Origin of the sequence: Alcaligenes sp. CHO6, from assembly GCF_037120595.1 — a bacterium.
In the GTDB taxonomy this organism is placed as follows: domain Bacteria; phylum Pseudomonadota; class Gammaproteobacteria; order Burkholderiales; family Burkholderiaceae_B; genus Alcaligenes; species Alcaligenes ammonioxydans.
Map to the genome: position 1 here is coordinate 138,962 of NZ_JBANCI010000004.1, position 23,869 is coordinate 162,830.

Annotated in this window: 20 protein-coding genes; 13 read left to right on the forward strand and 7 right to left on the reverse strand. The window is 58.8% G+C overall.

The window, feature by feature from the left end; translation table 11 throughout:
* Positions 1–54 precede the first annotated feature (54 nt).
* The 4 genes from V6936_RS14540 to V6936_RS14555 all read left to right on the forward strand — a co-directional run bounded on the left by V6936_RS14540 (position 55) and on the right by V6936_RS14555 (position 5,209).
* Positions 55–585 (forward strand): RNA polymerase sigma factor, encoded by a 531-nt coding sequence (locus V6936_RS14540; protein ID WP_131071143.1) that lies wholly within the window; start codon positions 55–57, stop codon positions 583–585.
* Positions 586–1,473, forward strand: coding sequence for a FecR family protein (locus V6936_RS14545; protein ID WP_059318388.1), 888 nt, complete (start codon positions 586–588; stop codon positions 1,471–1,473).
* Positions 1,474–1,553: 80 nt separating this feature from the next.
* Positions 1,554–4,070: a TonB-dependent siderophore receptor gene (locus V6936_RS14550; RefSeq protein ID WP_301606339.1), complete on the forward strand. Its 2,517-nt coding sequence runs from the start codon at positions 1,554–1,556 to the stop codon at positions 4,068–4,070.
* Between the two features lie 11 nt (positions 4,071–4,081).
* Positions 4,082–5,209 carry a YncE family protein gene (locus V6936_RS14555; RefSeq protein WP_301606337.1) on the forward strand — a complete coding sequence of 376 codons (1,128 nt, stop codon included), beginning with the start codon at positions 4,082–4,084 and terminating at the stop codon, positions 5,207–5,209.
* Here the strand turns inward: V6936_RS14555 and V6936_RS14560 are convergent.
* The 5 genes from V6936_RS14560 to ilvB all read right to left on the reverse strand — a co-directional run bounded on the left by V6936_RS14560 (position 5,194) and on the right by ilvB (position 10,373).
* Positions 5,194–5,628: a CopD family copper resistance protein gene (locus tag V6936_RS14560; protein WP_003800572.1), complete on the reverse strand. Its 435-nt coding sequence runs from the start codon at positions 5,626–5,628 to the stop codon at positions 5,194–5,196. The genes V6936_RS14555 and V6936_RS14560 overlap by 16 nt on opposite strands.
* A 29-nt stretch (positions 5,629–5,657) precedes the next feature.
* Positions 5,658–6,935 (reverse strand): TRAP transporter large permease, encoded by a 1,278-nt coding sequence (locus V6936_RS14565; protein ID WP_003800573.1) that lies wholly within the window; start codon positions 6,933–6,935, stop codon positions 5,658–5,660.
* A gap of 82 nt (positions 6,936–7,017) precedes the next feature.
* Positions 7,018–7,515 (reverse strand): TRAP transporter small permease, encoded by a 498-nt coding sequence (locus V6936_RS14570; protein WP_003800574.1) that lies wholly within the window; start codon positions 7,513–7,515, stop codon positions 7,018–7,020.
* Between the two features lie 12 nt (positions 7,516–7,527).
* Entirely contained in the window at positions 7,528–8,493 is a 966-nt protein-coding gene (locus V6936_RS14575; protein ID WP_039943153.1) for a TRAP transporter substrate-binding protein, read from the reverse strand.
* A gap of 110 nt (positions 8,494–8,603) precedes the next feature.
* Positions 8,604–10,373: a biosynthetic-type acetolactate synthase large subunit gene (ilvB, locus tag V6936_RS14580; protein WP_003800576.1), complete on the reverse strand. Its 1,770-nt coding sequence runs from the start codon at positions 10,371–10,373 to the stop codon at positions 8,604–8,606.
* 56 nt (positions 10,374–10,429) lie between these two features.
* On the opposite strand from ilvB, the gene V6936_RS14585 reads away from it, so the two are divergent.
* The 4 genes from V6936_RS14585 to V6936_RS14600 all read left to right on the forward strand — a co-directional run bounded on the left by V6936_RS14585 (position 10,430) and on the right by V6936_RS14600 (position 14,448).
* Positions 10,430–11,230, forward strand: coding sequence for an SET domain-containing protein (locus tag V6936_RS14585; protein ID WP_003800577.1), 801 nt, complete (start codon positions 10,430–10,432; stop codon positions 11,228–11,230).
* A 327-nt stretch (positions 11,231–11,557) separates the two neighbouring features.
* Positions 11,558–12,079, forward strand: coding sequence for a TRAP transporter small permease (locus tag V6936_RS14590; RefSeq protein WP_131071141.1), 522 nt, complete (start codon positions 11,558–11,560; stop codon positions 12,077–12,079).
* A complete protein-coding gene (locus tag V6936_RS14595; protein WP_336580030.1) occupies positions 12,076–13,377 on the forward strand; it encodes a TRAP transporter large permease in 1,302 nt (433 codons plus the stop codon). The genes V6936_RS14590 and V6936_RS14595 overlap by 4 nt, the downstream gene beginning before the upstream one ends.
* Before the next feature lie 45 nt (positions 13,378–13,422).
* Complete coding sequence (locus V6936_RS14600; protein WP_003800580.1) at positions 13,423–14,448, forward strand: DctP family TRAP transporter solute-binding subunit; 1,026 nt, start codon at positions 13,423–13,425, stop codon at positions 14,446–14,448.
* A 222-nt stretch (positions 14,449–14,670) separates the two neighbouring features.
* Here V6936_RS14600 and V6936_RS14605 read toward each other — a convergent pair whose 3' ends face one another.
* Positions 14,671–16,173, reverse strand: a complete 1,503-nt coding sequence (locus V6936_RS14605) for an AMP nucleosidase (RefSeq protein ID WP_336580031.1) — start codon at positions 16,171–16,173, stop codon at positions 14,671–14,673.
* A 1,014-nt stretch (positions 16,174–17,187) separates the two neighbouring features.
* On the opposite strand from V6936_RS14605, the gene V6936_RS14610 reads away from it, so the two are divergent.
* The 5 genes from V6936_RS14610 (at position 17,188) to V6936_RS14630 (ending at position 23,251) form a co-directional block, all read left to right on the forward strand.
* Positions 17,188–19,353, forward strand: coding sequence for a malate synthase G (locus V6936_RS14610; RefSeq protein ID WP_336580032.1), 2,166 nt, complete (start codon positions 17,188–17,190; stop codon positions 19,351–19,353).
* Between the two features lie 271 nt (positions 19,354–19,624).
* Positions 19,625–20,335, forward strand: a complete 711-nt coding sequence (gene modA, locus V6936_RS14615) for a molybdate ABC transporter substrate-binding protein (RefSeq protein WP_219235420.1) — start codon at positions 19,625–19,627, stop codon at positions 20,333–20,335.
* Complete coding sequence (gene modB, locus V6936_RS14620; RefSeq protein WP_003800586.1) at positions 20,335–21,000, forward strand: molybdate ABC transporter permease subunit; 666 nt, start codon at positions 20,335–20,337, stop codon at positions 20,998–21,000. Before modA ends, modB begins: the two co-directional genes overlap by 1 nt.
* On the forward strand, positions 20,997–21,899 hold the full coding sequence (gene modD / locus V6936_RS14625) for a ModD protein (protein ID WP_219235418.1): 903 nt from the start codon (positions 20,997–20,999) through the stop codon (positions 21,897–21,899). The genes modB and modD overlap by 4 nt, the downstream gene beginning before the upstream one ends.
* 344 nt (positions 21,900–22,243) lie before the next feature.
* Positions 22,244–23,251 (forward strand): AraC family transcriptional regulator, encoded by a 1,008-nt coding sequence (locus tag V6936_RS14630; protein ID WP_301606322.1) that lies wholly within the window; start codon positions 22,244–22,246, stop codon positions 23,249–23,251.
* On the opposite strand, the gene V6936_RS14635 is transcribed toward V6936_RS14630, so the two are convergent.
* Entirely contained in the window at positions 23,248–23,760 is a 513-nt protein-coding gene (locus V6936_RS14635; protein WP_003800590.1) for a 2,4'-dihydroxyacetophenone dioxygenase family protein, read from the reverse strand. The genes V6936_RS14630 and V6936_RS14635 overlap by 4 nt on opposite strands.
* Positions 23,761–23,869 lie beyond the last annotated feature (109 nt).

The window sequence follows — 23,869 nt, forward strand, 5'->3', positions numbered from 1 at the left end:
TTATTTGCTTTACTAATTCCAACTCTACTTTTGCCCCGCAGGCATCTTCCGCCCATGCCGACAAAACCCCGTGCTTCTTCCCACCATCGGCGCAATGCGTTGGTCGATGCCTTATGTGAACACTACGAGGATCTGCTGGGTCAATTACGCCGACGTTTTGGTGCTCAGCATTTTGCGCAAGATGTTCTGCACGACGCCTGCCTGCGTTTGCTAGAGCGCCCTTCGCGCCCCGAACCCCGTTCCCCTCTGGCCTTGTTGCGCCGCATCCTGCACCATCTGGCGATCGACCGCTACCGCAGCGACCAGCGTCGCTGCAGCCATCACGAGGTTCACCTGCGTCCCGAAGACCACCCATGCCCGGCAGCGACACCCGAACAGCAGGTGAGCGCCCGTCAGGCATTAAATCACCTGATGCAAGCGATTCACAGTTTGCCGCCTCGCTGCAAAGAAGTGTTCATCTTGCACAAAATTCACCATATCAGCCAAACAGAAGTCGCTCGTCTGCAGGCCATCTCAGTCAAAACCGTTGAAAAACATATACGGTTGGGCATGGAACACTGCCGTCGCCACATGGAGCGCTGCTAAATGAATTCCACCGCTGATCCGGTTCCGCCCACTCACGATCACGCCGCTGATTCCCCCTTGGACGAGCTGCTCAGCCAGCATCAGACAACGCTGCGGGAGCAGTTTCCGTTGCCCGATCTGGAGCAACTGGCCCGGCAGGCCAGCGAGCGTAAACGACAACGAGAGAAACGTCGGGCCGGCTCGGCCCTGCTGGTTCTGGCAATGATGGCAACCGGCCTATGGTACTGGAACCCGGCCTGGCGGCACGAAACGATCAGCACTACGGCCCATACTCAGCAACGCCTTACCCTGTTCGATGGTTCCGTCGCCACCCTGGACCGCAACACCCGCCTGTCTGCCACCTGGCGACTACGCAGCCGGGACATCCAGCTGGAGCAGGGGCGGGCGTATTTCGATGTCAGCCACTCAGCCTGGCGTCCTTTCCAGGTGCAGGCGGGCACCGTGCAAGTGCGCGTGCTGGGCACGCGCTTTGCAGTTGAACACGAGCCCGACGCTCTTGTCGTGACCGTAGAGCAGGGGCGGGTACAGGTGCGCGACCAGGCCCATCAGCCGACCGTCAACCATATCTTGCAGGCGGATGAACGGCTACAAGTCGATGCTGCCGGAGTAGGGCCGATTGAAACGGTGCAGGCCGACACGCTGCTGGCCTGGCAACGCGGTCAACTGCTGATCAACGATTTGCCTCTGGAACAAGCCGTCCATCAACTGCAAGCCTATCTGCCTCAAACCCTGCGGGTATCTGACCCGGCCTTGGCCCAACGCCGAGTCAGCGCCGTTTTCCAGCTTGCGGCTCTGGACCAACTGCCCACCCTGCTGCCCAAGGTCTGGTCGGTCGAGCTTCAACAACAGGCTGATGGCAGCCTGTTGCTGCTGCCCGCCAAAAAGTAATTATTTGTAAAGGAGGTAGGGGTACGGCTGTTTTAAAACGGCTTCGCTCTATCAGTCCTCCTTTTCAAGGTACTTTGTTCATGCGCCTGACGCTCTCTACCCCCTTGGCTGCCCTGACCGTGGTCAGCATCAGCACGGCTGCTCATGCCCAGACTCTGAACTTCAATCTGCCCGCCCAGCCCTTAGGCACCGCGCTAACCCAGATTGCCAGTCAGGCCGGCATACAAGTTTTTTTCACTCAAGATCTGGTCGAGCACCGCCTGGCACCTCCTTTACACGGCAGCTACACCGCTACCCAGGCTTTGCAAAGCGTCCTGAATGGCTCGGGGCTGGCACCCCGTCAAGTCGGCGCTGGCTCCTACACTTTGCAGACTGCCCCGTCACAGCCCAAGACCCAGGACGCTCCCATCCGGCAAGGGGAAACACTGGCCGCAGTGACCGTTGTCGCCTCGCGCACCCCAAAATCCATTGATGAGACAGCCAACACCGTCTGGGTCATTGACTCAGAGCAGATTGCGGAACAGACCCGAGGCGGCGTGTCCCTGAAGCAAATGCTCGGGCAACTGATCCCCGGCCTGGACCTGGGGGGACAATCCCGCACCAATGCGGGTCAGTACCTGCGGGGCCGACCCACGCAGGTCATGATCGACGGCATTTCCCTGAACGGCTCGCGTCAACTGAGCCGGCAGTTTGATTCGATTGACCCCTTCAATATCGAACGCATCGAGGTCTTGTCGGGAGCCACAGCCATTCACGGCGGCAATGCCACAGGCGGGATCATCAATATCATTACCAAACGCGCCGAACCCGGTCCGGCACGATTTGTCTCCGAGCTGGGAGTACGAAGCGGTCTGCAAGCAGGCGATGACCTGAACACCACCTTGTCGCAGTCCGTCGAAGGCGGCAACGAGACCGTTCAAGGGCGTTTGGCCTTGTCTCTGACCCGCAATGGCGGCGCCTATGACAGCCAGGGCGATCGTGTCCTGCCCGACATTACCCAGACAGACCTGCAGTGGAACCGGTCTCTGGACCTGATGGGCACCTTGAATGTGGATCTGCAAGAGGCGGGCGAACTGCGCCTGCTGGCCCAGTATTACGACTCCGGCTTCAAACCGGGCAAAGCGCTATGGCTGCGCCCGGGTCCCAACGACAATATCCTCAACCCCTCTGAACTGGATATACGCAGCGGGTTTGACTCGAACTACAAACCCCGCACCGAACGCCAGATTCTGGCGGCCGACTATTACAAAGGTGATGTGCTGGGCGGCCAGGATCTGTATCTGAAGGCCTACTATCGCAATGAGTCCATGCGTTTTTATCCCTACCCGGATTCAGACGCCAACCCGCTCGTCCCCGGCAAACGCATCTACAACTGGAGTGTGTCCACACAGGAAACCGAGACATTCGGCCTGAAAGCCATGCTCAACAAGGACTGGGATCGCTTCAGCCTGAATTATGGCGTGGATTACGATCACGAAACCTTCAAGGCCACCCAGACCATGTTCGACATCAACAAGGCGATGGATAGTGGGGGGCTGGAGTTTGACAAGGTGGCCAGCCTGCCGCGCTACCCCGGCTTTCGCAATCACATACTGGGAGCCTTTGCACAGGCTGACCTGCATCTGACTGACAAGCTGAGTCTGAGCGCCGGGCTGCGCAAGCAACACGTCCGTGTGCAGGTGGACGACTTTGTTCAGGGCATACAACAACGTCTGGTTCTGTCCGGCTACGGACAGTCGGCCGATGCCATTCCAGGCGGGCGCAACAGCTACGGCACGACCTTGTTCAATGCCGGTCTGATCTACAAGCTCAGCCCGGCCCAGCAGGTGTGGGCCAATTATTCCGAAGGGTTCGAGCTGGCAGACCCCGCCAAGTACTACGGAACGGGCGCCAGCTATTCACTGATCGACAATCACTGGGCGCTGGGTCGCCACATCAACGTGGCGGACTCCAGCATGGCGGCCATCAAAACCCGCTCCACCGAAGTGGGCTGGCGATACAACGATGGCCCGCTCTCTACCCAGGTCGCTCTGTTTCATTCGCAATCTGACAAGTCGATCGCCCTGGACCGCAACACGCTGAATATCTCGCTGGTGGACTCCAAAGTGCGTAACTACGGTCTGGAAGGGCAACTGGATCTGCGCCTGAACCACGGCTGGAGCACCGGGGCCAGCCTGCTGCTGATTCGCAATGAAGAGCTGAAAGACGGCCGCTGGCAGCGGCGCGGCATTTACTACTCCAGCCCCTCCAAGGCTACCGCCTATATCGGCAAGCAGGGCAGTAACTGGGCAGTCCGCGCGCAGGTAGCCCACTCGATGAAACTGCGCAGCGACATCCCCAGTGTCGGGGGCGGCCAGCAACAAGAATCCCTGCCCAGTCTGACCCTGGTGGACCTGCTGGGACGCTACCAGTTCGATCACAGCGCACAGGTCAAGGGCACGCTGTCGCTGGGGATTCAAAACCTGTTCAACAAATCCTATGAAACACGGTGGGGCCAGCAGGCCAAGCTGATCTACAGCGGCATCATTGCCCCCAGCGTGCTGGATTTCCGCGGCCAAGGGCGTACTTACGCGCTGACCTACACGCTGCAATACTAAGGATTGTTTCTATGAAAACCCATTGGATCTTCGCGCTGCTGGCCACCAGCAGCGCCCTGGCCTTGCCAGTACAGGCCCAGCGCCTGTGCAGCCCCACCACGAGCCACGTACAAACAGTCGTTGGGCCGGGCGTTTACGAGCTGGCCTACAGCCCCCGCCAAGACGCCGTCTATGCGGCCGTGGCCGGTGGTTTCAACGACGACGCGCCACCGAGCAGCCTGGTACAGCTGGACGCCGCCACCTTGCAGGAACAAAGCCGCCTGCTCTTGCCTTATCGCGCCTTCGGACTGGCTCTGGACGATCAGGCTAATCGTCTGTACGTGGGGCACTCCCTGCAAGGACGCATCAGCGTAATCGATACACAGCGCAATCGCAGGCTGCACACAGTACAGCTAAGCCAGCTCCGACCGGATGGCAAGCGCTATGAACATGACCTGCGCGGCCTTATTCTGGACAAGTCCCAGGGCCTGCTGTTTGTCCCCGGCCTGTCTGCCGGCCAGAGCGTGCTTTTCGTGCTGGATAGTCGGAACCTCGCGCTAAAGACCCGTATTCCCGACCTGGGCTTTTATCCCACCGGGCTGGCGCTGGATGAGCAAGGCGGGCGACTCTATGTGTCCACCATGGCAGGGGAAATCGTGGTGATCGACACCCGGGCCCTGCGTATCCAAGAACGCTGGACCCTGTCCGGCGTGCATCAACCCATCAATCTGGCCTACTATCAGGGCCGCCTGTACGTAACTGACCAAGGGCTGGATTCCATTACCCCCTGGCAACAACGGCTTTTACCCAAGCGCGACTGGAGCGGCTCACGCCAGCAAGTGTTGATGCTCGATGCCACGGACGGGCAGATTCTCGCGGCTCAGCCCGTTCAGGGCAATCCGCTGGCAATCCGTCTTGATACGGCGGCGGGCCTGGCCTACGTGTCCGAGCGCAGCGAGCGACGGGTGGCCGTCTACTCCTTGGATACCTTGCGCCCGGTGGCCGCTGCCACCACCGACAAACTCACCAACAGTCTGGCGCTGGATACACGCACTGGACGCGTCTACGTGTCCTTGAAGAACCCTGCTAAAGGACAAGAGCTGCAGGAAGAATCCGTGGGGCTGCTGTGTTTTGACCCCACGCCTCAAAGCGGCCAGTAAAACAGCGCCTTGGCCAACACCACGATCAATAAAACGTGGACAAAAACACTCAGGTGAATAATGCGGGACCGGCGCGCCGTCATGGTTTTGCGCCGGCTCATCACCATGACCGTCAGAAAGTGCCCAAATACGCTGAGCGCCAGGGTGATTTTCAAGCCCAGAATCCAGGCACGGGCGCCACCCACCTCAAACAGGGCCCGATGCTGCCAGGCCAGACTCAAACCTGCTCCATAAAGCAGTAACAGAACCCAGGGCATGATGCGGCGGGCCCGCCGCCCCAAGGCATACTCAAATTCCCGCATGGCCGGGCGGGACACCTGACGCGCCAGGGGAGTCAGCATCAGCACCTCGAAAAAGACCGTGCCAATAAAAAAAATCGCAGCCAGAAGGTGCACCAGCAAGAGGGCAAAATACGTCATGGACAATGCTCAACAAGGCAGACAATTTATCAACGGTACACCAGGTCCCGAGCCCACAAACTGACTTCTGGCACATAGCTGATCAGCATCAAGCACGCCACCACCACCAGCACAAACGGGATCAGGGGCCGCACCAGCTTTTCCAGGGAAATACCCGCCACCGAGCAGGCCGCAAACAGATTCACGCCAAAGGGCGGGGTCACCATACCCAACGCCAGGTTGACCACCATGAGCACGCCAAAGTGCGCAGGATCAATACCAAACTGTATGGCCACCGGCAGCAGCAACGGGGCCAGCACCACGATGGAGGCTGAGGTTTCAATAAACATGCCCACGACAAACAAAGCGGCATTGACCCCCAGCAGAAACAGGACGGGGCTGCTGAATACGTCCCCCAGCCACGCCCCGAAAGCGGCCGGGATGCCGGTGCGGTTCAGCAAAAAGCCAAACACACCCGCATTGGCGATGATAAACATGATGACTGCTGTCGATACCACCGAACGGTGCAGCACCTTGGACAGGTCCCGCCAGCTCACGCTGCGGTAGACAAACAGCCCCACGACCAGGGCATAGACGACCGCGACCGCCGAGGCCTCGGTGGGCGTGAAGACACCGCCGTAAATGCCGCCAAGAATGATGACCGGCATCAACAAGGCCAGCCAGGACTGGCGAAATGCGGTCCAGACTCCCAGCCGGCCGTGCCCATCCTGCAAACCCAGGCCGTGGCGGCGGGCATACAACCAGACATAGAGCATCAGGGCGCAACCAATCAGCAAGCCGGGACCAAGGCCGGCCACAAACAGCTCGCCTACCGAGGTATCGGTGGACACCGCAAACAAAATCATGGGGATGGAGGGCGGCACGATCACCCCCAGCTCCGCCGCCGAGGCCTGCAAAGATGCTGCAAACGGTGCCGGGTAACCATGACGCACCATCGCCGGAATCAAAATCGCCCCCACCGCAAATGTGGTCGCCACACTGGAACCGGCCACGGCTGCAAAGATCATGCAGGTCAGCACACAGCTGCACGCCAAACCGCCTTGCACGCCGCCCACCAGACTTTTGGCGAACTCCACCATGCGGTTGGACATGCCACCGGCCTCCATCAGGTTGCCCGCCAAAATGAAGAAGGGCACCGCTACCAGAGGGTATTTATCCAAGGCCGCATACAACTGCTGGGCGATAACCAGAAAAGTCATACGCCCGTCCCACGCCACCCCCACCATATTGGCCAGCCCCACAGCAATGGCCACGGGCACCGTCAATACAAAAAACAGCAGCATCGATACCAGCATGATCTGGGACACGATAGGGTCTCCGGTCTAAGCAGCGTCCCGTCTGGCTTGCCCCGTTCGGGGATGCCTTACAAGCCTGCCATCAAGTCTTGAATCAGAGTTGCGTGGCGTCCACCACGGCCGCCGGCGGCTTTTCCATCCATCGGGCCAGCAGCCCCAGCATGGCCAGTACCGCCCCGATCGGAATGGCAATATATACCCAGGAAATGGACCACTCCAGACTGGGCATGGTTTGAAAGCGAACCCGCCATGCCATCTGTCCCCCCAACCAGGCCAGCAGGCCAAAAAAGCCCAGGCAAGACAGCAGCACGGCCACATCCAGCCAATGCTGCGTTCGCGTGCCCACCCATAATCGCACCACATCGACACTGAGCATGGCCCCCTGGCGCAAGGCCAGACACAATCCCAGCATGACGGTCCAGATCAGGGCGGCGCGCGACCAGGCTTCGCTCCAGTCGGCAGGCGACTGGAGAACAAAGCGGGCCACGACCTGATAAAACGCTGCCGCCACCGCCGAGAGCAGCAATAACTGCGTCACCCAGGACACCAGCCGGAACACGCCCTTATCCAGCATGAACAGCAGTGCTTTCATGATGCGGATCGCTTAGGGAGTCTGACGAATGGCCTCGACCAGTTCCTGGCCGAACTGTTTGTAATACTGGGGGTAAACCGGCTCCACCGCTTTGGCAAACGCCGCGTGATCGACCGTATTGACCTGCATGCCCTCGGCCTTGACCGCATCCACGCCGGTTTTTTCAATATCGTCCACATAATCGCGCATGGCCTGGGCCGCGGAAATGCCGGCATCGCGCATCAACTGCTTGTCCTGATCGGACAGGCCGTCATACACCGCGGGCGACATCAGCACCAGGGCAGGGCCATACACATGCGCCGTCAGCGACAGGTACTTCTGCAATTGCGGCAGCTTGGCCGACACAATGACTGACAAGGGATTTTCCTGCCCATCAATCGTGCCTTGTTGCAAGGCGGTTGCCACTTCGGGCCAGGCCATCGGGGTCGCCAAAATACCGATTTCCCGGAAAGCTGCGATATGAATGGGGTTTTCTGTGGTGCGGATCTTCAAACCCTTGGCATCGGCCGGGGTAGTGACAGGACGCACATTATTGGTCAGGTGACGGAAGCCTTGCTCTCCCCAGGCCAGTGCCACAATTCCGCGCTTGGGAAACTCCGCCAGCATGTCCTGTCCAATCTTGCCATCGAGCACATGACGGGCATGCTGGAGATCGCGAAACAGAAAAGGAATATCGAACACGCCGGTCTTGGGCACAAAGTTCAGGGTTGCGCCGGTAGAGACAATGGCCAGATCAATCGTGCCCAGCTGCAAGCCTTCAATAACTTCGCGCTCGCCGCCCAAGGCACTGTTCGGAAAGGCCTCGATGGTGTAATTGCCATCCTTTTCCAGTGCGCTGGCAAAGGCCTTGGCACCGGCCCCATAGTGGGAGCTGGTGGACAAGGCGTAAGCCAGTTTCAGTGGGGTCTGGGCCGACGCCACCCCCATCGCCAGGCCCAAGCCCAGCATCAATCCCGCGGCCAAAAGACGGTTCTTCATGTGACGGTACATCATGCATGCCCCTCCTGTCTGAATGGATCAGTGTATTTAATGCGCAGTACCCGGGCGGGGACATAGGGGTTTTTACGCCCGTGTCCCCACCAGGCACTTTATTCTTCTACATACCAGTTATCTTCGGACAACATCACCTGTTGATGCCCATAGCCGGCAGGCATCATGGGGAAGCAGTTCTCCAGCGCCAGCACCTCCACGTTCAGAAAGAACGGGCCGTCGTGGGCCAGGCAACGCTCCAGCGCCGCATCCAGCTGATCGGGATGCTCCACGCGCTCGGCTTCCCAACCAAAGGCGCGCGACAAGGCCACAAAATCCGGCATGGCTTCGTTATAGCTATGGCTATAACGACCATCATGAATCAGCTCTTGCCACTGACGCACCATACCCATGTGGCGGTTATTGCACAGAATCACCTTGATCGGCGTGCGATGCTGCACCGCACTGGCCAGTTCCTGAATATTCATCAGTACCGACGCGTCCCCACTGACACACACCACCAGCTTGTCCGGATGTGCAATCTGCGCCCCAAAAGCAGCGGGTATGCCATAACCCATGGTGCCCGCCCCCCCTGAGGTCAACCAACGGCGGGGACGATCAAACTTGATGTACTGCGCTGCCCACATCTGGTGCTGACCGACGTCCGTGGACACGATGGCGTCGCGACCTTCCAGGTGCGCATCCAGGCGCTGCAGCAAATCTTGCGGCAAAATGGCATCGCTGCGCGGGGTAACTTTCAGGCATTCCTGCGCACGCCACACGCCGATGCGTTGCCACCAGTCATTCAGACGGCCTTCGGGCAAGTCGTGGTGGGACAGTTCCTTGCGCAAGGCGCGCAACAAGGGGTAGCAATCACCCACCAAAGCCACATCAGCACGCACCACCTTGTCGATGGAACCGGGGTCGATATCAATATGAATCTTGCTGGCGTGCGGGCAGAAATCGGACAGGCGGCCGGTAATGCGGTCGTCGAAACGCGCGCCCACGCAGATAATCAAATCGGCATGGTGCATGGCCAGATTGGCCTCCAGCGTCCCGTGCATGCCCAGCATGCCCACGAACTGCTCATCACGCGCAGGATAAGCACCCAGGCCCATCAAGGTCAGCGTGCAGGGGGCGCCGGTTTCCTGCACCAGGCTGGTGAAGGCATGGCTGGCATCCGCACCGGAATTGATCAGCCCGCCACCACCATAAAACACGGGGCGTCGCGCATGCGCAATCATGGCAGCGGCACGTTTGATGGCCGCTTCCTGAGCAGGCGCCGGCGCTGCCGGGGCCAGCAGACTGTCGGCCTCGTCCTGGGCAGGTGCCTCGCTGCTGGCAGCAGGCAAGGTAGCAATCTGAATGTCTTTAGGAAAATCCAGCAGTACCGGGCCAGGACGACCCTGGGTACACAGGCGCAAGGCCTTGGCGGTCAGCGAAGCCACATCCTCAATGCGCCGTACCTGCGCATTCCACTTGGTCACAGGACGTGAAATGCCGATGGCATCACACTCCTGAAACGCGGCGGTACCAATTGCCGTCGTCGCCACTTGTCCACTAATGCACAGGACAGGAATAGAATCACACAAGGCATCGAGCAAACCGGAGGTGGTATTGGCCATACCCGGGCCCGATGTCACCAGCACCACGCCAGGCTTACCGGTACTGCGGGCATACCCTTCCGCTGCATGCACCGCAGCTTGCTCGTGACGGACCAGAATATGACGAATTCGCGGTTGGGCATGCAGAGCATCATAGAGCGGTAACACCGCTCCGCCAGGATAACCAAAAATGGTATCTACACCCTGAGCGATCAAGGTTTCGAGCAAGATTTGCGCGCCGTTGTGGGCGGTCGTTTCAAGTGACATGGTTGCGTAGCCCTGCATGTTTTGTAAGATAGAGATCGCCGTCCAGTTTATCCCCTTTTACAGGCTGATTCCCCATGGTCACTCAACGCCAACCCTGGCACGTCGTCAAACCATCCAAACTGCATGGCAATGGCGTGTTTGCGCTACGCGATATCCCTGCCGGGACACGCATCCTGCAATACGCCGGCAAGCGACTGACGCCCGAACAGGCCGATGCCTTGTTTCCAGTCAATCCCGACGAGCCTTTTCACACCTTTTTCTTTGCCCTGAGCAACGGCAAGATCGTGGACGGTGGCCAGGGGGGCAACGATTCACGCTGGATCAATCACTCCTGCGCCCCCAACTGTGAAGGGCACGAGAATGCTGACGGCTCGCGTGTCTTCATTGTGGCCATGCGCGATATCCCGGCCGGGGAAGAGCTTTTGTACGACTACTCGCTGGTCATCGACGATGACATTACCGAGGAGCTCAAGCAGAACTATCGCTGTCTGTGTGGTGCCCCCCAATGTCGGGGCACCATGATCGCGCTGCCCGAGGACCGTGCCCAAGCAGTTGCAGAAGAGCTGCGCGAGGTCGCCGCCGAGCTGGATGCGGAAATGGAGCAGGCACGCAGGGCACCGGTCTCGTCCAGGCAACGCGCAGCGGACCCGCAGACTGATGAGCACCCGGCGCTGCAAGAAGACACAAGGGATCAAGAGGCACCTGACGCTGCGCTGCAGGACACGTCAAACTCAAGCGACAAGGACAAAAAGAGCAAAAAAGACAAAAAGAAGAAGAAAGAAAAGGCCAAAAATAAGGATAAAAACAAGGACAAAAAGTCCTCCAAAAAGGACAAAGAAGGCAAAAAAGGGAAAAAAGATCGCAAAAAAGAGTAAGCTGTCCCCCAGCTTGCATTAGCCCAGGCAGCCTTACCGGCCGCCTGCACCCTTGCTGAACACCCGCACAGCAGGCCCGGCAACACCCCTGCCGGGCTCTTCCAGAGCGCCACACACAGGCCTATCTGTCGTGCCGGGCCAGGTTTTACACCTCATCAGCCAGGCGACACACCACCCCCTATCGCGTGTGTATTCGCCCCTATCCCTATCGTTTCGTCCCCGGCCAATCCTGGCCCGCGGCTGCGTTTGCACCGGGGGAAATTACTCACTGCCAGCCCCGTCCCTGACCGCTAGCATGTAGCTTTATTGCCCGATCTGACAGACCTCATGGATTCAAGTTCTACAGATATATCTACCCATCCCGCCAGCGCGCCGACCGAACCAGGTCCACGCGTTCCCTTGCAACTGGAAGACTGGGCTTCGGTCCTGATCATGGCGACCTTGGCGCTGATTACCTTTGCCAACGTGTTTGTGCGCTATCTGACCGATAGCTCTTTTGCCTGGACCGAGGAAATCTCCATCTTCTTGCTGGTGGTCCTGACCATGAATGCCGGGGCCAGCGCCTGTGTACGACACCTCCATATCCGTATCGAAGTCTTTGCTGATGCGGGGACTCAGCGCCGTCAACGCCGGCTGGCCTTGTTCGGCATTGGCATGAGCCTGCTGTTCTTCATTGGCCTGGCCGTGCTGTCCGGGCGTATGGCACTGGATGAATTCGAATGGGGCGATACCTCTCCTTCGATTGGCGTGCCGACCTGGTGGTACAGCATGTGGCTGCCCATTTTGTCCACCACCCTGAGCCTGCGCTTGCTGGGCATGTGGATGCGTCGCTGGCGGGCCAAGTCATGATTGCTACCTTGCTGTTTGTCATCTTCATCGGCCTGATGCTGGCAGGCGTGCCCGTGGGCGTGTCCCTGGGCATAGGCGGGGCTTTTGCCATCCTGATGTCCAATCTGGATACGCACTGGTTTGGCCTGATGGCCGTACCACAAAGCTTTTATGCCGGCCTGGCCAAGTACCCCCTGCTGGCCATCCCCATGTTCGTTCTGGTGGGCTCTATTTTTGACCGCTCCGGGGTGGCCAGTCGCCTGGTGAACTTTGCGGTTGCCCTGGTCGGCCGTGGCCCAGGCATGTTACCCGTCGTGGCCATTGGAGTGGCCATGTTCCTGGGGGGGATTTCCGGCTCCGGGCCGGCCTGTGCCGCCGCGGTGGGTGCGGTCATGATCGGCGCCATGAAGCGCGCCGGCTACCCTGGCCCCTTTGCCGCCAGTATTGTGGGCGCCGGTGCCGCCACCGACATCCTGATCCCGCCTTCCATCGCTTTTATCATTTACTCGGTGCTGGTGCCTGAAGCCTCGGTTCCCGCCCTGTTTGCCGCAGGCATGTTCCCGGGCATTCTGGCCGGTATCGGCCTGATCATCCCGGCGATCTGGCTCTCGCGCCGCCACAAACTGGGCCTGGCCGAGGCCGAACTGCCCCGGCCGCCCTTCTGGCGCAGCTTGCGCGAAGCCGCCTGGGGACTGATCGCACCGGTCATCATTCTGGGTGGTATGCGCCTGGGTCTGTTCACCCCCACCGAAGCCGCTGTGGTGGCCGTGTTCTACGGCCTGTTCGTAGGCATGGTTATCCATCGCACCATCCAATTTCGCGACCTGTTCTTGATCTTGCGCGAAGCGGCCGAATTATCGGCTGTCATCATGATGGTGGTCGCACTGGCCGGCATCTTTGCCTGGGCGCTGTCCACCCTGAGCATTATTGACCCGGTCACAGATGCAATCATCCACTCCGGTCTGGGTGAGTACGGCATTCTGGCCCTGATGATCGTCATGCTGATTGTGCTGGGCATGTTCCTGGACGGCATTTCAATCTTCCTGATTTTTGTTCCGCTGTTCATGCCGATCGCCTACAACTTTGGCTGGCACCCCGTCTGGTTTGGCGTGCTGCTGACCCTGAACGTAGCCCTGGGCCAGTTCACGCCACCGGTCGTCGTGAACCTGATGGTGGCCTGCCGGATTGCCGGTGTACCAATGGAAAGCACCTTGCGCTGGGTCGGCTGGCTGCTGCTGGGTATGGGTACCACCATGCTGCTAGTCATCATCGAGCCCGACATCGCCTTGTGGCTACCCCGCTACCTAGGCTTTAACTAAAACCGCATTACTGCACATCCACTCATCGAAAGGGAGACCTGATCCATGAAAATACGTCATATTCTGGCTGCTCTGGCCTGTACGGCTGCCACTGTGGCCGTGGTTCCAGCGGCCCAGGCCGCTTACAAATCCGAGTACAAACTATCCATTGTGGTGGGCACTTCCTTCCCGTGGGGCCAGGGGGCGGTGATCTGGTCCGACCTGGTGCGCGAGCGCACCGACGGGCGCATCAACATCAAGATCTACCCCGGCACCTCGCTGGTACAAGGCGACCAGACGCGCGAGTTCACTGCCATTCGGCAGGGCATGATTGATATGGCGGTGGGCTCCACGATCAACTGGTCCCCCCAGATCAAGCAACTGAACCTGTTTTCCTTGCCCTTCCTGCAGCCCGATTCCAAGGCCACCGACGCCTTGATCCACGGCGAAGTGGGCAAGGACCTGTTCGGCTACATTGAGAAAGCGGGCGTCGTGCCGCTGGCCTGGGGGGAAAACGGCTTTCGCCAGCTCAGCAACTCCAAGCACGAAGTCAGCAAACCCGAAGACATGAAGGGCCTGAAACTGCGTGTGGTGGGCTCGCCCCTGTACATGGACACGTTCAGCGCACTGGGTGCCAATCCCACGCAAATGAGCTGGGCCGATGCGCAGCCCGCCCTGGCCAATAAGGCCGTGGACGGCCAGGAAAACCCCTTGTCCATTTACGCCGGCGCCAAACTGTACGACGTGCAGCAGCAATACCTGACCTTGTGGAACTACGTGTCTGACCCACTGGTGTTTGTGGTCAACCGCGAGGTGTGGAAATCCTGGAGCGAAGAAGACCAGAAGATCGTACGCGAAGCCGCGATCGAGGCTGGCAAGCGCGAAATCGAAATCGCCCGTAAAGGCATCACGCCCCAGGACCCTTCCTTGCTCAAAGAAATCGAGAGCCACGGCGTGAAGATCACCACCCTGACGCCAGATCAACACGCAGCCTTTGCCAAAGCCACAGAAGGCGTCGTTGAGAAATGGACCAAGACCATTGGTGAGGATCTGGTGCAGAAGGCACGCGACGCGATTGCCGCCAGCCGCTAAGCAGCTGGTCTGGGCCGATTGAAAAAGGGGCAGCGACAGGTCAGAAGGGATGCGATCCTGACCGACCTCCTGCCCGTCGCTGCCGGATGCCTTGAGCAGAGCCGAAAAGACCTGATCCTTGGGGACAGTACGGCCTGATACCGGGCCGCCAAACTGGGCATGACGACAAAACCGGGGTTCTACCCGCTCTGACTGGCCGCCAGAGGCGGCCCCGGCAAACTATTATTGAAATGCCGTTTCCAGAAAGCTGCGCAGCTTGCGCGAATGCAGTCTTTCTTTAGGCATGTCACGCAGCAGCTCCAGTGCCCGGATACCGATATGCAAATGTTGGCCAACCTGGCGCGCGTAAAACTCGCTGGCCATGCCCGGCAGTTTCAACTCGCCATGCAAAGGCTTGTCCGACACACACAGCAAGGTGCCATACGGCACACGGAAGCGGAAACCGTTGGCGGCAATCGTGGCCGACTCCATATCCAGCGCAATCGCCCGCGACTGCGACAGGCGTCGTACCGGCTCGTGGTGATCCCGCAGCTCCCAGTTGCGGTTATCAATGGACGCCACCGTTCCCGTGCGCATGATGCGTTTGAGCTCCCAGCCTGACAAGCCGGCGACCTCAGCCACTGCCTGCTCCAGCGCGACCTGGATTTCGGCCAGGGGAGGAATGGGTACCCAGGTGGGCAAATCCTCGTCCAGCACGTGATCCTGACGTACATAGCCATGGGCCAGCACGTAATCGCCCAAACGCTGGGTGGTGCGCAAACCGGCGCAGTGGCCCAGCATCAGCCAGGCAGCAGGTCGCAAGACGGCCACGTGATCGGTAATGGTCTTGGCATTGGATGGTCCCACACCGATATTGATCAGCGTGATGCCAGAATGATCGGCACGGCGCAAATGGTAAGAGGGCATCTGCGGCGCCCGAGCCAGGGGCGAGCCTGTTGTTGAAGCATTCGCACCTGCGGGGGTGATGATATTGCCCGGCTCCACCAGATCGATATAGCCTTGCCCATCAGCCTGCAGCACTTCACGCGCCCACTGGCAAAATTCGTCCACATAGAACTGGTAATTGGTGAACAAGACAAAGTTCTGGAAATACTCGGGCCGGGTGGCACTGTAATGCTGCAGACGGTGCAAAGAGTAGTCAATGCGTGGCGCGGTAAAGGGAGCCAGCGGCAAGGGCTCGTTGTGGACACGCTCCCAGGTGCCGTTAACAATGGCATCGTCCATATAGGCCAGATCGGGCACATCGAAGTGATCGCGCAAGGTATCCCCTGGCGATTCGGGCACACTCGTCACGGTAGACTGCACGCCATTGTTCAGCGCGAAATGCAGCGGGATGGGCACGGAGGACTCGCCCACTTCCACCTGCACGCCGTGATTGCGTAGCAGCAGCTCCAGCTGCTCCAGCAAGTAATCGTGATACAGGCCGGGAGCGGTAATGGTGGTCATGTACACACCAGGCTCGACCACATGCCCATACGACAGACGGCTGTCCACTTCCTGATAGGTCTCGACTCGCAAACGTACAGCAGGGTAGCAGGCCCTAAAACGCTGCCCGCGTGGAAAACCGGTCTCCAGGCACTGGGCAAAAGAATCACGCAAGAAAGCGGTGTTGCGATCGTAAATATGACGCAACTGTTCCAAAGCCTGGCCGGCGTCCAGATAACCCGTGAATGGAATCAGTTCAGGCGTGGACGTAATACGGGAAAAACCGCTGGGATCAGACATAACAAGTATTCCAAGGGAAAACACAGACAAGCAGATCTGCAAGCATCATAAGCTGTTTATCGTGTCGCCTCCTACACGGCTCCATGACAAATTCAGCCATCTCCGGCCGGCCTTCTTCTTGCTTGCCCGATCGCCTCTCTCCCTTCGGGGGCGCCGTGCTGTCGCGCTTATTCAACCCGATTCCCGCCCGCCACCGTCTGAGCCTGACCGTGGGGCTGCTGATAAGCCGAAGTCACCGCTCCTGCCATAGCGACAGTCCAGGACTGGTTTCAGACCAGAGCACAAGGGATGGAGCAAGGAAGAGGGGCCTGGCGGCTACCCCAAATGTACTGACTGGTTTTTGCCTGAACCACAAGCCCCACTGTCCGCCTGATGGACACAGCTATTTGTGATTTTGACGCGAAATTGACTCATCAATCTGCTTGAAATCTGGCCCTTTATCCCGCTTTCGGGCGGATTTCAGGTTTTACCCAAGGCAGTGACAAATCCCACCAAGATCGCTGCCCCTCACGCCCGCATTGGGTGCGAATGGCGCTAAATCAGCGGCTTGGCGAACTGAGCGTGGCTTACATGCCTTGTCGGATATGGCCGCTAATCACCCGGTGCAAGGGCAGGCACTGTCTTCTACCTCATATATAAGACTTGCCCAAAACCAGTAAATACATTAAGTATGTAGTCTTAATACTTTGAGTATTAAATCCAGCTTGCATCAGTCCTTCATAATTTACGTTATTCAACCTGGCAGTGTGTTTGGCATGCGTGTGAGACATAGTTCGACATCGCGCAAATTGGCTTGCATTTAGGCTGATTTACTATGGGTTAGCGTTTTTTAGTGGTTTTTGCCTTGTGCAATGTGCTCGCCCTCTGATGTCCTTTGTCTCCCGGTGCTGCGCGGGTCAATCTACCCGCGATGTCAGCCTGTTCTGAAGCGCGCTTGACCAGGTAATCGCAGCGAACGAGCCCTTGTGGCCTGCCGCTGTACCGAATCACTTTTAACTATCAGCAAGGGTACACATGACCACTCGAATCTCCTGCCAGCGATTGCAAGTCGCCGAGGTGCTTCATCAGTTCATCGAACAAGAAGCCCTGCCCGGCACAGGTATCTCCTCCGAAGCCTTCTGGGCTGGTTTCGACAAGCTGGTCCATGATCTGGCACCTAAAAACCGCGCCTTGCTGGCCGAACGCGACCGCTTGCAAGTCGAACTGGACAAGTGGCACACGGCCAACCCGGGCCCCATCACCGACATGCCGGCCTACAAGCGCTTTCTGAGCTCCATCGGCTATCTGAAAGACGCGCCTGCCAACGTCAAGGTCAACACCGCCAACGTCGACACCGAAATCACCGAGCAGGGCGGCCCCCAGCTGGTCGTACCTATCATGAACGCCCGTTACGCGCTGAACGCTGTGAACGCACGTTGGGGCAGCCTGTACGACGCGCTGTATGGCACCAACGCCATTCCCGACACCGACGGTGCCCAGCGCGGCGGTGGCTACAATGCGGTGCGTGGCGCCAAGGTCATCGCCTTTGGCCGCCAGTTCCTGAACGACACCATTCCTCTGGCCCAGGGCAGCCATGACCAGGCGACCTCCTACACCATCGCTGATGGCGCCCTGCGCGTCACCCTGGAAAATGGCGGCACCACCGGCCTGAAAGACACCTCGACCCTGCTGGGTTACCGTGGTCAGCCTGATGCGCCTGAAGCCATCGTATTCCTGCACAACGGCCTGCACTTTGAATTGCAGATCGACCCCAACAGCCCGATTGGCAAGACCGATCCGGCTGGTGTGAAAGACATTGTTCTGGAAGCCGCGCTGACCACCATCATGGACTGCGAAGATTCCGTGGCTGCCGTGGACGCTGACGACAAGGTCCTGGCCTACCGCAACTGGCTGGGTCTGGTTACCGGTTCGCTGACTGAAGAAATCAAGAAAGACGGCAAGGTCTTTACCCGTCGTCTGGCCGACGATCGCCAGTACACCGATCTGACGGGCACCACCCAAACGCTGGCTGGCCGCTCGCTGATGTTCGTGCGTAACGTCGGTCACCTGATGAGCAACCCTGCCATTCTGGATGGCGAAGGCCGTGAAATCCCAGAAGGCATTCTGGATGCCGTGGTCACCACCCTGATCGGCATGCGTGATCTGCAGCTGAAGAAGAACTCGCGCAGCGGCTCGCTGTACATCGTCAAGCCCAAAATGCACGGTCCTGACGAAGTGGCGTTTGCCAGCGAAATTTTTGATCGTGTGGAAAGCCTGCTGAGCCTGGCTCCCAACACCGTCAAGCTGGGCATCATGGACGAAGAGCGCCGCACCAGCGTGAACTTGAAGGCAGCGATTGCTCAGGCCACCGAACGTGTTGTGTTCATCAACACCGGCTTCCTGGACCGCACCGGCGATGAAATCCACACCTGCATGCGAGCGGGTGCCGTCGTGCGCAAGGCCGACATGAAACAGGCCGAGTGGCAGCCTGCCTACGAGCGCAATAACGTTCAGATCGGTCTGCAATGCGGTCTGCGTGGCCGTGCCCAGATCGGTAAAGGCATGTGGGCCATGCCCGACCTGATGGCTGAAATGCTGGAGCAAAAGATTGGTCACGTGAAGGCCGGTGGCAACACCGCCTGGGTGCCATCGCCTACCGCCGCCACGCTGCACGCCTTGCACTACCACCAAGTCAACGTGGTCGACGTCCAGAAGGGTCTGGAAGGCGACACCAACGACTACCTGGACAGCATCCTGACCATTCCCGTGGCGACGGACACCAACTGGTCCGCCAAGGAAATCCAGGAAGAGCTGGACAACAACGCCCAGGGCATCCTGGGTTACGTGGTGCGCTGGATTGACCAGGGCGTGGGCTGCTCCAAAGTACCGGACATCCACGACGTCGGTCTGATGGAAGACCGCGCGACCCTGCGTATCTCCAGCCAGCACATTGCCAACTGGCTGCTGCACGGCATCGTTACCCACGAACAAGTGGTTGAAACCCTGCAGCGCATGGCCGCAGTGGTGGACCAGCAAAACGCGGGCGACCCTGCCTACCAGAAGATGGCCGGCAACTTTGAAGGCTCCTTTGCCTTCCGCGCCGCTCAGGATCTGGTTCTGAAAGGTCTGGAACAGCCTAACGGCTACACCGAGCCTTTGCTGCACCAATGGCGTCTGGCATTCAAGGCCGCTCAAGCCTAACGCACACCATGTCACCCGGAGTGTCACTCCGGGTGGGGGTGCCCCCCAAAATCCCCATCTTACTGGTTCAGGATGGGGATTTTTTTCGCCTTCTGTTTCCAGCTTTGCGGCAACGAGAAACGTGCATCGTCGCTGGGCACAAGCCGCTTTTCCCAGTTTTCAAGCAGGTTTGAGTCTGGTGGCTCCGGCCCCGGCGCGTGGCGAACATCCCTGTCAGCCCTCTCTCGTTATAAACTAAAGCTCATAACGAAATTTAGCGACAGGATATTCGATGAAATCTTTGCTGTTTTCCGCCGCTTGTCTGCTGGCGATCACCACCACGGCCCACGCTTCCGACCTGCTGATTGCCACCGGCGCAGGCTATCGCAAACCCGTCACCGAACTGATTCAAGCCTTCCATAAAGAAACCGGCCTGACGGTAGAGAGCAGCTTTGGCAATATGCAACAGGTTCGCGCCCAGAGCGAGCAAAATCCAGACATTGCCGCCATCATTGGCGACCGCTTTTTTCTGGAACCCATGGGCATTGCCCAGCAGTTCGTGAACATCAGCCAGGGCGCCCTGATGCTGGCCGTGCCCAAGGGCAAGACCATTGATTCCATCCAGGATTTACAGCAGCCCAGCTACGCACGCATCGCGATTGGCGATGCCAAGAAAACGGTTTATGGCCGCGCCGCCACCACCTGCATGGAACGTGAAAAAGTCCACGCCGATGGACGCACCCTTGAAGTCGCCATGCTGCCGCAAGTGTCGGCTTATTTGCTGAACGGCGAAGTGGATGCCGGTTTCATCAACCGCAGCGAGGCGCTGGCCCACAAGGACAAGCTGGGCACCATCCTGCCCCTGCCAGCCTCCTGCCACGACCCGATCGATCTGAGCCTGGCCATACTCAAGAACCGTCCTGCAAACCCCGCGCTGCAATCCTGGACCCAGTTCCTGGGCTCGGGCACGGCCAAATCCATTCTTGAGCGTCACGGTCTGTAATGTCTGCCTGGATGAGCTGCTCCAGCAGCTCACTGGGCCTGAGTGTGTCTGTGCTGGCCGCCACCCTGGCGGCACAGCTGGTGCTAGGGCTGGCACTGGCCTGGGTTCTGGCCAGAAAACGCTTCCCGGGCCACGGATTACTGGATTCGCTGGTGAGTCTGCCGCTGGTTTTTCCGCCGATTGTCATCGGCTATTTGCTGCTGCTTGCCTTGGGCAGGCAAGGCTGGCTGGCCAGTGCCACCGGCTGGTCGCCCAATATTGTTTTTCAGCCGGCGGCCTTGTTGATTGCCGCATTTATCGCCGGGCTGCCTTTAATGGTCAAACCTGTGCAAAACAGCATGAACAGCCTGTCGCCACGGCTACGCGAAGCCGCGGCCACACTGGGCCACGGCACTTGGTCCTACTTCTTCCGGGTGGAGCTGCCCTTGCTGCGACCCGCCCTGGCCACGGGCCTGATCCTGTCCGGTGGCAGGGCGCTAGGCGAAGTCGGGATATCGCTGATGGTGGGGGGCAATATCGCAGGCCGGACCGAAACCCTGACTTTATCCATTTATAACGCCGTCCTGGATGGCAACACAGATTGTGCCAATGCGCTGTCCTGCTTACTGGGTCTGACGGCATTGGCCTGCTTTTGGGCGCTGCGGCGCTACGGGAATCAACAATGACGGTTTTTTTTGAACAAAGCCAAATCGACCAATGGATTGGCGAGGATGCGTCCTACCTGGATCTGACCAGCCATATGCTGGGCCTGCACAAGCAGAACACCACACTGCGTTACGTGGTCCGTGAGCACATTCGCGTGGCGGGCACAGAGGAGGTAGCCGAGATTGTGCGCTCTTGCGGCGGGCAGACCCAGCACTACACCCCCAGCGGCGTGGCAGCCTTGCCCGGTCAGACGGTCCTGCTGGCCCAAGGCTCGGCTCAGTCCCTGCTGCGTGCCTGGAAAGTCGGCCAGAACCTGCTGGAGTTTGCCTGTGGCATCGCTACCCTGACCCAGCAAGTCGTGCAGGCCGTGCAAACAGTCAATGCCTCGGTAGCCGTGCTGACCACCCGCAAACATGCCCCCGGCGTACGCAAGCTGGCCTTGAAAGCCACCCTGTCGGGCGGGGCCATGCCGCATCGTCTGGGCCTGGGGGAAACTATTTTGATCTTCCCGCAGCATCGAGCACTGATGGGCGGCTGGGAAGAAGTCGGCCGTGCGATTGCCCACCACAAATATGCCTTGTGCGAGAAGAAAATCGTGATCGAAGCGGCGGATCTGCGCGAAGCCTATAGCGCCGCCCAGGCGGGCGCGGACGTGGTGCAGTTCGACAAGATACCGCCCGAAACCCTGATGCAAATCGTACCTGCATTGCGCAAGGCCCATCCTACGCTCACCATTCTGGCTGCGGGCGGGATTCATGCCGGTAATGCCGCCGCCTATGCCGCAACGGGCGTGAACGCTCTGGTAACCAGCAGTCTGCACTACGCCAAACCAGCAGACATTGGTGTGCAAGTCAGCCTGACAGAGCCAGCACAATCGCAAGAGCCGCTTGTCATGAGCAAAATGGAAGGGATGGCATGAAACAACACCCCAGATCACGCTGTGTCAGCCAGGGTCGCAAAAAAAGGCCGGCACGAGAATGCCCACACCATGACAATGCTAAAAGCACCTTCATGAGCCAGAAAGAGCAGTGGTCAAAGCGCAGCCTCCTCTGACTCCTACAAGCCTGGATAACTTCATGGAGAAACCAGTAGTTTTATTTAAACTTAAACCAAATAACCACAAAGGTTAGTCTTTTGTAAATAAAGGATATTTCCAAACCCATCTGCCCTGATAAGGGATAGCCCCCATGCCCGCCAAATCGGGCAACTTCTACACTAGGCACTGTTCACGCGCCTTCTTACGTTCTGGAACAGGGGTTCCCCATGCCGGCAGAAAATGGCCTGGATCTGTCGGTGTTGTACCGTCATCCAGTCTTTCATTCACACAGCGCCGAGCTGTCCCATCAACCGTTGAGTCGAGCCATTTCCAGGCATGCCCTGAACTGGGGCCGAGGGCGCATCAACACCCGTCTGTATCGGCGTGATATTGATCAGATCAGCGTAATGAAACTGGGCTATGGCGCCGAAGTGGAAATCCAGGCCGACGCCTTTGGAGATTTCTGCCTGGTGCAGATGGCATTGCAGGGCACGGCCGAATTTATCAGCGACGGGCATCACAAGCTGACTGCCTATCCGGGTGATATTGCGGTGGTTTCCCCCCGCCATCATGTGCGCACCTTGTGGCAAGCCGGTTGCGAACAGTTGATCGTGAAAATCCCCTACAGCCTGTTTGATGGTGTGGGGCATCAGACTCTGGCACAAGAGGGCATGACCCGAGGCTGTGTCTACAAGCTGGACCCCTGTAGGGGCCCGCAATGGGCCAACCTCATCCAGCACCTGCTTCTGCTCCCGGCGCAGAACGGCGACCGCTCAGCCAGCTGGACGCAGCATATTGAAAGCAGCCTGGCCTTATTCCTGCTGTGTCATCCCGCCGATGAACAGGCTGCCCAGGCTCTGGTGGATGAGTCCATGGGAGCCGCAGCCCGGGCAGGGAAAATGCGTCTACTCCAGGCCAGGAACTATGTGCTGGCGCATTTGCACAGCAACATCTCGCTGGATGATCTGGCTCAGGCAGCAGGTGTGAGTCCCCGCTTCCTGCATCTGCTGTGCCGTCGCCACTATCAGCTATCTCCCATGAACTGGGTGCGTAATGTGCGACTGGATGCCGCTCATCAGGTTCTGAAAACCCGTCCCCGCCCCAACGTCACCGATGTCGCACTGGCGCATGGTTTTGGGCATCTGGGCCGCTTTTCTGCCTACTATCAACAGCGCTTCAAGGAACTGCCCCATCAAACGGGGCAGACCCGGCACACAAGCCTCAAACCGTCTTAGATAAACATGGACTGGTTGATGGGCAGATTGTGCTTCTTACAGTAGCTGGTGTAGTGGTCGATCATCCAGAACACGTCAATAATTTCCAGAATGTTGTCGTTCTCGTCCAGGAACTCAATGGGCGTGCCCAGGTGAAATAGGGTTTCCATGCCTTCGTCCGACACCAGGGTGTGAGTGCGACCGGGGCTTTCGTGGATGTAATGACCGGCACGGGCCACCCAATCGTATTCCTCGTAACGCAGGCTGCCGGACAGGATGTAGCCGGTCACCACGGCGCGGTGACGGTGACGACCCAGGGAGCCACCCTTGTCGGCACGCATAATGTGCACCGAGGTGTTGTTGCGAATATCAAAGCTCAGATGACGCAACCAGATATTGGGGCCGAAAGGAATCCAGGGGGAGGTTTCTTCAGACGTATCGAAGTGGCCTTCAACCAGAGCGTATTCGTCGCGTACCTTGTCGATACGCTTTTCGATTTCGATATAGGGCGGGGGGCTGTGTTGAGTCATGGTTTGTCTCTCTCTTGGAAATAAAAACCGCTGTGTTTGCCACACAGTCGGGGGCCAATCCCTCCTGATTGGCCTGTTTTTATTCTAAAAATTCATTTGCCGCCAAACT

Coding starts and splice junctions, on each gene's coding strand:
- V6936_RS14610 (WP_336580032.1), top strand. CDS start 17,188: ATGACCACTCGAATCTCCTGCCAGCGATTGCAAGTCGCCGAGGTGCTT.
- V6936_RS14570 (WP_003800574.1), bottom strand. CDS start 7,515: ATGAAAGCACTGCTGTTCATGCTGGATAAGGGCGTGTTCCGGCTGGTG.
- V6936_RS14595 (WP_336580030.1), top strand. CDS start 12,076: ATGATTGCTACCTTGCTGTTTGTCATCTTCATCGGCCTGATGCTGGCA.
- modA (WP_219235420.1), top strand. CDS start 19,625: ATGAAATCTTTGCTGTTTTCCGCCGCTTGTCTGCTGGCGATCACCACC.
- V6936_RS14555 (WP_301606337.1), top strand. CDS start 4,082: ATGAAAACCCATTGGATCTTCGCGCTGCTGGCCACCAGCAGCGCCCTG.
- modD (WP_219235418.1), top strand. CDS start 20,997: ATGACGGTTTTTTTTGAACAAAGCCAAATCGACCAATGGATTGGCGAG.
- V6936_RS14635 (WP_003800590.1), bottom strand. CDS start 23,760: ATGACTCAACACAGCCCCCCGCCCTATATCGAAATCGAAAAGCGTATC.
- V6936_RS14575 (WP_039943153.1), bottom strand. CDS start 8,493: ATGAAGAACCGTCTTTTGGCCGCGGGATTGATGCTGGGCTTGGGCCTG.
- V6936_RS14600 (WP_003800580.1), top strand. CDS start 13,423: ATGAAAATACGTCATATTCTGGCTGCTCTGGCCTGTACGGCTGCCACT.
- V6936_RS14585 (WP_003800577.1), top strand. CDS start 10,430: ATGGTCACTCAACGCCAACCCTGGCACGTCGTCAAACCATCCAAACTG.
- modB (WP_003800586.1), top strand. CDS start 20,335: ATGTCTGCCTGGATGAGCTGCTCCAGCAGCTCACTGGGCCTGAGTGTG.
- V6936_RS14560 (WP_003800572.1), bottom strand. CDS start 5,628: ATGACGTATTTTGCCCTCTTGCTGGTGCACCTTCTGGCTGCGATTTTT.
- V6936_RS14590 (WP_131071141.1), top strand. CDS start 11,558: ATGGATTCAAGTTCTACAGATATATCTACCCATCCCGCCAGCGCGCCG.
- V6936_RS14630 (WP_301606322.1), top strand. CDS start 22,244: ATGCCGGCAGAAAATGGCCTGGATCTGTCGGTGTTGTACCGTCATCCA.
- ilvB (WP_003800576.1), bottom strand. CDS start 10,373: ATGCAGGGCTACGCAACCATGTCACTTGAAACGACCGCCCACAACGGC.
- V6936_RS14540 (WP_131071143.1), top strand. CDS start 55: ATGCCGACAAAACCCCGTGCTTCTTCCCACCATCGGCGCAATGCGTTG.
- V6936_RS14550 (WP_301606339.1), top strand. CDS start 1,554: ATGCGCCTGACGCTCTCTACCCCCTTGGCTGCCCTGACCGTGGTCAGC.
- V6936_RS14605 (WP_336580031.1), bottom strand. CDS start 16,173: ATGTCTGATCCCAGCGGTTTTTCCCGTATTACGTCCACGCCTGAACTG.
- V6936_RS14545 (WP_059318388.1), top strand. CDS start 586: ATGAATTCCACCGCTGATCCGGTTCCGCCCACTCACGATCACGCCGCT.